Annotated in this window: 5 protein-coding genes; 3 read left to right on the top strand and 2 right to left on the bottom strand. The window is 66.5% G+C overall.

Features of this window, described 5'->3' with window-relative positions; genetic code table 11:
- Positions 1 to 713: DapH/DapD/GlmU-related protein (locus tag ACIPIA_RS10390; RefSeq protein ID WP_400509194.1), on the top strand; the 713-nt coding region annotated here is incomplete at its 5' end.
- A 122-nt stretch (positions 714 to 835) separates the two neighbouring features.
- Positions 836 to 2,662 (top strand): glutamine--fructose-6-phosphate transaminase (isomerizing), encoded by a 1,827-nt coding sequence (gene glmS, locus ACIPIA_RS10385; RefSeq protein ID WP_400509192.1) that lies wholly within the window; start codon positions 836 to 838, stop codon positions 2,660 to 2,662.
- A 43-nt stretch (positions 2,663 to 2,705) separates the two neighbouring features.
- Here the strand turns inward: glmS and ACIPIA_RS10380 are convergent, their stop codons facing one another.
- Positions 2,706 to 3,092: a YbaN family protein gene (locus ACIPIA_RS10380; protein ID WP_400509190.1), complete on the bottom strand. Its 387-nt coding sequence runs from the start codon at positions 3,090 to 3,092 to the stop codon at positions 2,706 to 2,708.
- Positions 3,093 to 3,219: 127 nt separating this feature from the next.
- On the opposite strand from ACIPIA_RS10380, the gene ACIPIA_RS10375 reads away from it, so the two are divergent.
- Positions 3,220 to 3,948, top strand: a complete 729-nt coding sequence (locus ACIPIA_RS10375; RefSeq protein WP_400509188.1) for a DUF502 domain-containing protein — start codon at positions 3,220 to 3,222, stop codon at positions 3,946 to 3,948.
- Here the strand turns inward: ACIPIA_RS10375 and ACIPIA_RS10370 are convergent.
- On the bottom strand, positions 3,938 to 4,822 hold an 885-nt coding region (locus tag ACIPIA_RS10370), incomplete at its 5' end, for an AraC family transcriptional regulator (protein WP_400509186.1). The genes ACIPIA_RS10375 and ACIPIA_RS10370 overlap by 11 nt on opposite strands.

The raw sequence follows: 4,822 nt of genomic DNA, 5'->3' as shown, positions 1-4,822 counted from the left end.
TGCTGAAGGCTCCCGAGAGCGAAGTCCAGGGCATCAACGATCGGGCGCAGCTTGCAAGCGCCGAAGCGGAGTTCCAGCGGCGCAAGCGACACGCGGCCATGCTCGAAGGCGCAACCCTGATCGCGCCGGAGACGGTCTTCTTCAGCTTCGACACCGTGGTTGGCCGCGACGTCGTGATCGAACCCAACGTCGTGTTCGGGCCGGGTGTCAGCATCGCCGACGGAGCCGTGATCCACGCATTCTCGCATCTGGAAGGGGCGCGGGTGGGCGAGGGGGCGAGCGTTGGCCCCTATGGGCGCCTGCGGCCGGGCACTTCGCTCGGCGAGAAGGCCAAGGTCGGCAATTTCGTCGAGGTCAAGGCGGCAGAGATCGGCCCCGGCGCCAAGGTCAATCACCTGACCTATATCGGCGATGCAGCTGTCGGGGCGGCGGCCAATATCGGCGCGGGCACCGTCACATGCAATTATGATGGCTTCGTCAAGTCCAGGACGACGATCGGGGCCAACGCCTTCGTCGGCTCCAATTCTTCGCTGGTGGCCCCCGTGACGATCGGCGATGGCGCCTATGTCGGCTCCGGATCGGTCATCACCAGCGACGTCGCGCCGAACGCGCTGGCGATCGGCCGCGGCCGGCAGGTCGAAAAGGATGGGTGGGCGACGACCTTCCGGAAAGAGGCGGCTGCGCGAAAAGCTGCCAAGAAGGCCGCGGAGTAGCGCTCGAACCCGGCGAATCCGGCAGTTCGCCGTTCACAGTTCGTCATGTAGATTGATTGGGCATCCGCCTCTTTCGCGGTTATGCGCTTTCGCGGATAGCAATGGCTTGAGAGGTTTCGCCCATGTGCGGCATCGTCGGGATTCTGGGCAAGGAAGCGGTCGCCACGCAGGTCGTCGACGCCCTGCGCCGGCTGGAGTATCGCGGCTATGACTCGGCCGGCGTCGCCACGCTGGAAGCTGGAAAGCTCACCCGCCGCCGCGCCGAGGGCAAGCTCAAGAATCTCGAGGTCCGTCTGTCGGCCGAGCCACTCGAGGGGCTGATCGGGATCGGCCATACCCGCTGGGCCACGCATGGCAAGCCCAACGAGACCAATGCCCATCCCCACGCGACGGCACGGCTGGCCGTCGTCCATAACGGCATCATCGAGAATTTCCGCGAGCTGCGCGCCGAGCTCCAGGCCGACGGCTACGTCTTCGAGACGGAGACCGACAGCGAGATCGTCGCCCACCTCGTCACCCGCGAGCTCGATCGTGGCAAAGCCCCGGCCGATGCGGTTGGTGCGAGCCTGCCGCTCCTGCGCGGCGCCTTCGCGCTCGCCTTCCTGTTCCAGGGCGAGGAAGACCTGTTGATCGGCGCCCGCAAGGGTTCGCCGCTGGCAGTGGGTGTCGGCGACGGCGAGATGTATCTCGGCTCGGATGCGCTGGCGCTGGCGCCCTTCACCAACCTCATCGCCTATCTCGAGGAAGGCGACTGGGTGGTGCTCAATCGCCGCGGCGCGACCTTCTACGACAGGAACAACCAGCAGGTGGAACGCCGCGCCCAGCGCGTCGCTGCCGGCGCCTTCCTGGTCGAGAAGGGCAATCACCGCCACTTCATGGCCAAGGAGATCTACGAGCAGCCGGAGGTGGTGGGCCACACGCTGACGCAGTATCTCGACATGGCGGCCGGAAAGGTGCGTCTGCCCTTCGGCGAGACGATCGATTGGAAAGGCCTCTCGCGCCTGACGATAAGCGCCTGTGGCACCTCGTACTATGCCGGCCTTATCGCGAAATACTGGTTCGAGAAGCTGGCGCGACTGCCGGTCGAGATCGATGTCGCGTCCGAATTCCGCTACCGCGAGGCCCCACTGCCCGAGAACGGGCTTGCGCTCTTCGTCTCCCAATCCGGGGAAACCGCCGACACGCTGGCCGGGCTGCGCTACGCCCGCCAGAACGGGCAGGCCATCCTCTCGGTCGTCAACGTGCCGACCTCGACGATCGCGCGCGAGAGCGATGCGGTCGCGCAGACGCTCGCCGGCCCCGAGATCGGCGTCGCCTCGACCAAGGCGTTCGTCTGCCAGCTTGCCGTCTTCGCATCGCTGGCGCTCGCCGCCGCGCGTGCCCGCGGCACGCTCACGGCCGAGGAAGAGGGCACCCACGTGCAGAATCTGATCGCGGTGCCGGGCCTGATCGCCAAGGCGCTGGAGCTGGAGCCCGAGATCGAAAAGCTCGCGCGCGAGCTCTCAAAGGCCAAGGACGTGCTCTATCTCGGCCGTGGAACGAGCTTCCCGCTGGCCCTGGAAGGTGCATTGAAGCTGAAGGAGATCAGCTACATCCACGCGGAAGGTTATCCGGCAGGCGAGCTGAAGCACGGGCCGATCGCGCTGATCGACGAGGCCATGCCGGTCATCGTCGTGGCGCCTCATGATGCGCTCTATGAGAAGACCGTCTCCAACATGCAGGAGGTGGCCGCGCGCGGCGGTCGCATCATCCTGATCACCGATGCAAAGGGAGCGGCCGAGTGCGGCATCGAGCCGGAGGCGACGATCGTCATGCCGGACATGGATGCGACCTTCGCACCGATCGTCTATGCCCTGCCGATCCAGATGATCGCCTACCAGACTGCGGTCTTCATGGGCAAGGACGTGGACCAGCCGCGCAATCTCGCGAAATCCGTCACCGTCGAGTGACGACGGGGCACCGGCGCCTGCCGCAAGCCGCAGGCGCCGGATGTCAGCCCTCCGGGCGCGTCGACACGTAGATGCCCGCGCCGACGAGGCAGATGGCCGTCGTCGCCAGCGCGATCGGCGGCGCGCTCGTCTGGGTCAGCAGCACGAAGCTCATCACCATCGACCCGCAGGCAACGTATTTTGCCCGCCGGGCGATCGCGCCGGTCGCCCTCCAGCGCACGACATGCGGGCCGAGGCGAGGGTGGCCGAGGAGCCAGGCTTCGAATCGCGGAGAGGATCGCGAGAAGCACCAGGCTGCCAGGATCAGGAAGACCGTGCCCGGCATGATCGGCAGCATCAGCCCGATGATGCCGAGGGCCGTGAAAACCCAGCCGGCGGCGAACAGGAGCGGTCGCGGCCAGCGGCTTCGCGGCTGATCGTCCTCGCTCACGGCCTCGTCCTTGCTTGCGTGAATATCGGGGCTGGTGGATACCAGAGCCTCGCTTGTCCTGTCATATCGCGGCGCGGGTCTGCGCCTGCAAGCGGCAGGGGGTCGTGACGGTGCCTTGGGGAGAGAAATGACCGCTGGCCCGCCCGACCCGCGCCTCGTGCTGCCGACGGAAATCCTGCGTCCGACATGGGGTGCGCGGCTGCGCCGCTATTTCCTGACCGGTCTCGTCATCGCCGCGCCGCTGGCAATAACCGCCTCGGTCACCTGGTGGTTCATCAATTTCATCGACGGCCTGGTGAAGCCGCTCATCCCGAATTCCTACCTGCCCGATTCCTATCTGCCTTATCCGGTGCCGGGCTTCGGGCTCGTGATCGCGCTGGTCGGCCTGACGCTGCTGGGCTTTCTGACCGCCAATCTCGTCGGCCGTTCGCTGATCCGGGCAGGCGAGGCGATCCTTGACCGAACGCCGGTGGTGCGCAGCCTCTACAAGGGCGTGAAGCAGGTCTTCGAAACGATCTTCTCGCAATCGGGCACATCGTTCCGCAAGGTCGGGATGGTGCAGTTCCCACAGCCGGGCATGTGGTCGATCGTCTTTATCGCGCAGGAGGCGGCGCCCGAGATCGCCGGGCGCCTGCCGGATGGCCAAGACCCGGGCGACCAGCAGATCGGCGTGTTCCTGCCCTGCACGCCGAACCCGACGACGGGATTCTTCTTCTACCTGCCGCGGCGGGAGATCGTCGAACTTTCGATCTCGGTCGAGGATGGCGCCAAGCTGATCATGTCTGCCGGGCTGATCCAGCCCGGCGAGCAGAACGGGAAGCCGAAGCTGGACGCGAAGCCCGCGCTCAGCGCCTGAGCGGCACCCAGATCTCGACGGTGCCGTTGCCGGTTGCGCCGTCGAAGCGTTCATCCATGCGCTCCAGCGTGACGCCCATCGCCGGCTCGCGCCCCGATTTCGGGAACCAGTCCTGCCAGATCGCCTTGTAGGTCTGCGCGATGCCGGTGATATGGCCGCGATGCTCGAACACGGCGCAGAGCTGTTCCGGCACGCTGAGCCGCGCGAACTCATCCGGCAGGCCACCGAAGGAGGAGACCTCCGCCCCGGCGATATAATCGAAGGCGCCGAACTCGTCGCAGTTGTAGCTTGCGCCATAGGCGACATAGCCGCGCTGGCCGGGGATATGCCCGAAATGCGGGGCGATCTTCTGCCAGAGCAGCGGAATGCCCTGGGTGTTGTCCATCGAGAAATGACCGTCGAAGCCGGCGATCAGCAACGGCTGGCCGGTGACGATGCGTGGTTCGGCGATCGGGGTAGGGGCGATGTCGTGCATGGAAAGCGGCTCCACGAGAGCGAGGGAGGACAGGTCGCGCCGCGCGCGCAGCTCTTCCGGTGTCATGCCGAACTGCTCGCGGAAAGCGCGGGTGAAGGCTTCGTGGGAGCCATAGCCCCAGTCGAGCGCGACCGTCAGGATGTCGGGCGCACCGTCGGCGAGCTGCCGTGCTGCCTCCGAAAGCCGGCGCTCGCGCACGTAGCGCATCACCGAACGCCCGGTCGCCACGCCGAAGGCGCGGCTCAGATGGAAGCGCGAGACGCCGCTGACCTCCGCGATCTCGTCGAGCGAGAGCTCGGAGGCGAAGCGGCTCTCGATGCACCAGATGGCGGTCTTGACGGGATCCATGTCCTCTCCACGAAGCGCGGGCACGATGGCGCAGGCAAGGCAGCCGCGCTT

It is taken from the genome of Allobosea sp. CER48, from assembly GCF_044752385.1.
GTDB lineage: Bacteria > Pseudomonadota > Alphaproteobacteria > Rhizobiales > Beijerinckiaceae > Allobosea.
The sequence above is the reverse complement of the archived record's forward strand: the minus strand, read 5'-3'. Positions and strand labels throughout refer to the sequence as shown.